Source organism: Moorena sp. SIO4G3, from assembly GCF_010692305.1.
In the GTDB taxonomy this organism is placed as follows: Bacteria; Cyanobacteriota; Cyanobacteriia; order Cyanobacteriales; family Coleofasciculaceae; genus Moorena; species Moorena producens_A.
In genome coordinates this window covers 1-4515 of sequence record NZ_JAAHIG010000548.1, presented here as the reverse complement: position 1 = coordinate 4515, position 4515 = coordinate 1, and the positions used below count along the sequence as shown (strand labels likewise).

General features: G+C 42.7%; 2 protein-coding genes and 2 pseudogenes. All 4 read right to left on the bottom strand.

Annotated elements, in window-relative coordinates; genetic code table 11:
* Positions 1–201 precede the first annotated feature (201 nt).
* Positions 202–726: pseudogene (locus tag F6J99_RS42435) on the bottom strand (IS200/IS605 family accessory protein TnpB-related protein); the annotation flags it as partial.
* Between the two features lie 139 nt (positions 727–865).
* Entirely contained in the window at positions 866–2584 is a 1719-nt protein-coding gene (gene ltrA / locus F6J99_RS42430) for a group II intron reverse transcriptase/maturase (protein WP_365975352.1), read from the bottom strand.
* Between the two features lie 743 nt (positions 2585–3327).
* Positions 3328–3552, bottom strand: a complete 225-nt coding sequence (locus tag F6J99_RS45995; RefSeq protein WP_365975353.1) for an HNH endonuclease signature motif containing protein — start codon at positions 3550–3552, stop codon at positions 3328–3330.
* Between the two features lie 210 nt (positions 3553–3762).
* A pseudogene (locus F6J99_RS45990) lies at positions 3763–4374 on the bottom strand (reverse transcriptase domain-containing protein); the annotation flags it as partial.
* Positions 4375–4515: the final 141 nt, after the last annotated feature.

Sequence of the window (4515 nt, the reverse complement as noted above, 5' to 3'; positions counted from 1 at the left end):
GGTTTGCACCGCCATCCGGATGAACAGTTATAATTCTTGGGGTTGTCCCCGCGAGTTACCTGAGTCATACCTCTCCCGCACGAGGGAGGCTCCTACTCAGAACAAGCCGCACACAGTTATAACTTTTTGGGGTTATCCCCGCGAGTTACTTGAGTCATACCTTACTCTTTCATGAGTACCTCCTACTCAAAACAAGCCGCACCTACGAACGAGTTTAAGAACACCTCTAGCGCCGATATTGTAAGCTCCATTTAGATCAGCATTAAAGCGCTTACCTGAGGCGAAGGTTGCTAGAGAGTATTTTTTTGAATTTCTCTTTACTATACCGGAGCCATCAAAGGCGAGTTTGGAGGTGTAAGCCGCCACAACTTCTATTACTTTTCCACCTAACTCAGCCCATTTCTCAAGCGTAAAATCGCGAATTTTTGCCTTTAGCCATCCATGGAACCTTTGCCGGAGGTTAGACCTTTTCCTTCCACCTTTTGGCTTCCATCCCTTAAGGTTCTCAAAAACAATAGCCTCAGAGTTAAACTGATCAGCAATCTGAACAATTCGCTTAGAAACGATGTGGCCAATTTGGTTGTTGATTCGTGCGGCTTTTTGATAGGTTTTAGAGCAGAAACCTTTATGGAGTTTTCCAGCCTTTCCCATCGTCTTAGATGCCCGTACAGATACAGATTTTAGTCGCTTGTCCCTGCGGTCTATGTCTCTCCCAGGATGAATAAAATTAAAACTAAGCCAGTGAGTCACCCCACTGACTCGTCTCCAAAACCGTGCGTGACACTTTCGCATCACACGGCTCCTCATCATAGGAACCACTGTCATTGGTACCTTCTCTCGTTTCCATGGACTTTTGTTCAATTCTTTAGAATGGATTTTCATCTAATTCCTTAGTATTCACTTTTGTCCCGTGAACTTTATCGTGGCAATGTAAGTGGAGAAGTTCTAGATTCTCATCTAGGTCACTTCCACCATTAGCGCGTGGTATTATGTGATGTTTTTCAATCCAATCTCCATCTCTAAAGGTGAGACCACAATAAGCACATTTCCCTTCTTGCCTTTTCAAAAGTCTTCCCTTTTGACTGGTCATCTCAGGATGTTTTCTCATTCTGGTGTTCCAATAAATAAGGTTGCCATCATAGGGGCTACGGGTTTCCTTGACTTTTGTATGCCTCACAATTTTAGTTTTGGCGTGTTTTGAAAGATAATTTTCCTCATCAGTCATGAATACCCAATTATCGACCTTGGGAGGTTCCCATGGTTTCTTAGCCTTTTCTATTTTGGTTCCCCAGTATTTCTTGTATACCCAGGTTCTTGATTTCTTGGGATGTCTCCTGTATCCCCATCTTCGGAGTTTGTTCCAGAGCATATGTCCTACTGTTGTGAAGGTTTCTTTACTACATACTCCTCTGTAATAATTGCACCATCCACGTATAATAGGTTTTAGGTGGCTTATTAATGCCTCCTGTGGGGCAGCTCTGTGTCTATCTATGACTTTTGAGAGTTGCCCATAATGCTTTGAAATTGCGTCTTCGGATGGTTTGATAATGGTTTTAAAGCCTTGTTTAGAGTGGTTTTTTCCTACCTTATATTGACGGATATTGAATCCAAGGAAGTCAAATCCGTTATATGTATGGATTATTCTTGTTTTACTTGGCTTTAGTTCCAGTCCCATGTCTTTCAACCATATGTTAATGATTTCTTGACAGTCTTCTACCACGGTTTGGTCTTTATGCATAATGACAAAATCATCTGCGTATCGGATTAAACTTAACGCTCTCTTATTGTCCCGTTTACATCCGGGCATTGATTCGGCATATTGTTTAATCCTTTTTTCCATTCCATGGAGGGCTATATTCGCCAGAAGTGGAGAGATGACTCCACCTTGAGGAGTACCCTCATCTGTAGGGAAGAGCGTCCCATTATCCATCACACCGGCTTTCAACCAGGACTTTATTAGACGTCTCATGGATGGATAAGTATTCAATTTAGTTAGGAGTGCATCGTGGTTGATTTTGTCGAAGCATTTGGCAATATCCGCATCGAGCACCCATTTAGGCATACGATTGGTTGCCGTGAATATTGCTTCTATGGCATCATGACATGAGCGTCCTGGTCTGAACCCATAGGAGTTGGGTTCAAATTTGGCTTCCCATTCGGGTTCGAGAACCTGTTTGGTAAGTGCCTGTAGAGCACGGTCATACATGACTGGAATCCCCAAAGGTCGTTTTTCCTTCTTTCCGGGTTTGGGAATCCAGACCCTTCTGGTAGGTTGTGCCTTTTTTGAGACTTTTAGGCTGGCTACTAAGGCGAGACGCTGCTTATTGGTTAAAGCTTTTATCCCGTCTATTCCGGCAGTCTTTTTGCCTTTATTCTCCTGGGTAACCCGTCTGACCGCAATCATTTTGGCTGACCAAGATTTCATCAATGTCTTTTGGAGTTTTCTTACCACGCTCACGTCACCACGTTGAGAGGCTCGATATATACGTTTTTGCAACTTAAACACTGTCATTTCTAGCTTTCGCCAGTTGACTTTGTTCCATTCCGACTGTGGGGCGAACCCCCGAGTTTTAGACTTATTCATTGCTACTTACATCCATACCATTTCCTATAACGTGAGTCTGTCAGCATATCCTGGGCATTACCCCAGGCGTTGGCTTTTGACTCAATCTTGCCCTCATACTACTTACGGCTAACTACCTACTCAGAATATTCGACCTTTCTGAGAGTATGTATAAGGGTTATCTCGTTCCTGATAACCATTCTGTGGACTTTTAGGGTGGTACTTTTCACCGGGAATATATGGGAAATCTTTACAAGATGAGAAAGCCTTGTAAACCATATTCCATTGACTTTTGTCTGTAGTGTATCAACCTGTTTCACTACGTAATCCTTACGATGATTCAGACGTACCTTCCTTGCGTACCCATGAGTCCTTTGCCTGTTACTAACACCACATTTGGTTAGCAGTGCTTCACTGTTCGACCCTTGCATCAATTCATGAGTTTGTTAAATTCATAAATCAGGGTAGGGCTGTCACTCGGATTTCACGAGGGGAGGATTTACACCTCCATGGTTATCAAGTTGTCATGGTTCGGATGAACCAAGCAGCTAGTCCCCCCAACCTTTGTTATGTAGGGTTTATAGCTAACGAGTCGCACCTCTCTATGGATTACAGTTCCGCTGTGGGTTACGACTGCTATTGTTGCGGTGGTATTATTAAACTAAGCCAGGGAGTCGCCTCACATCTGGCTCGTCTTCAAAACCGTACGTGACAGTTTCCCGTCATACGGCTCCTCATCATAGGAACCATTGTCATTGGTACCTCTAGAACGGATTGGTATCTAACTCGGATGAGTCGGTTTTCTTTCCGTGCTTTGCGTCGTGGCAATGTAGGTGAAGTAACTCTAGATTTTTGTCTGAGTCGTCTCCACCGAGTGAACGTGGTATTATGTGATGCTTCTCCATCAAATCTTCATCCCTGAAAATGAGACCACAATGAGCACATACCCCTTTTTGCCTTTTCAAAAGTCTTCCCTTTTGACTGGTCATTTCAGGGTGTTTCTGCATTCTGGTGTTCCAATAAATCAGGTCGCCGTCGAATGGACTCCGGGTTTCTTTAACTTTCACGTGTCTGACTATTTTAGTCTTGGCGTGCTTGGGAAGGTAATTCTCCTTATCGGTCATGAATACCCAATTGTCAATTTTCGGTGCGTCCCAGGGTTTCTTGGGTTTTTCTACCTTAGTCCCCCAGTATTTCTTGTTTGTCCAGGTTTTGGATTTGTTAGGGTGTCTCCTATATCCCCATCTTTGAAGTTTGTTCCAGAGTAGGTGGTCTAATTTGGAATAGGTTTCCTTACTGACAGCGGAGCTGTAGTAATTACACCAACCTGTTATTATGGGTTTGAGCTTGCTAATCAATGCAGCTTGTGGAGCGGCTTTATGTCTTTCAATGATTTCTGAAAGCCGCTCGTAATATTCTTTCACTTTCTTCTTAGATGGTTTGATTAAGGTCTTGAAACCTTGTTTAGACTGATGTTTTCCTACCTTATATTGTCGGATGTTGAATCCGAGAAAATCAAATCCGTCGGAGGTGTGGGTAATTTTCGTCTTACTAGGTTTCAATTCCAAGCCTATATCTTTCAGCCAAACCTCAATGATTCTTTGACATTCTTCTACCACTTCCTGGTCTTTGTGCATTATGACAAAATCGTCTGCATATCGAATTAGGTTTATGCTGCTTCTTTTCTGGCTTTTACTTCTCCTTTGTTTTCCTTTTAATTTTATTGTTTCAGCATAGGTTTTAATTCGTTCTTCCATTCCATGAAGGGCTATATTCGCCAGAAGTGGGGATATTATTCCACCTTGGGGAGTGCCCTCGTTTGTAGGCTATGCTTTATAAACATATTTCTTTACAAAAAACTTGACAAAAATCACTTTATATGATTAGTGTGAGCAAAAAACTTGACGTCCCAGGTTCTCGCTCAGTTTGTATAGGGAAAGCCTTTTGCCAAA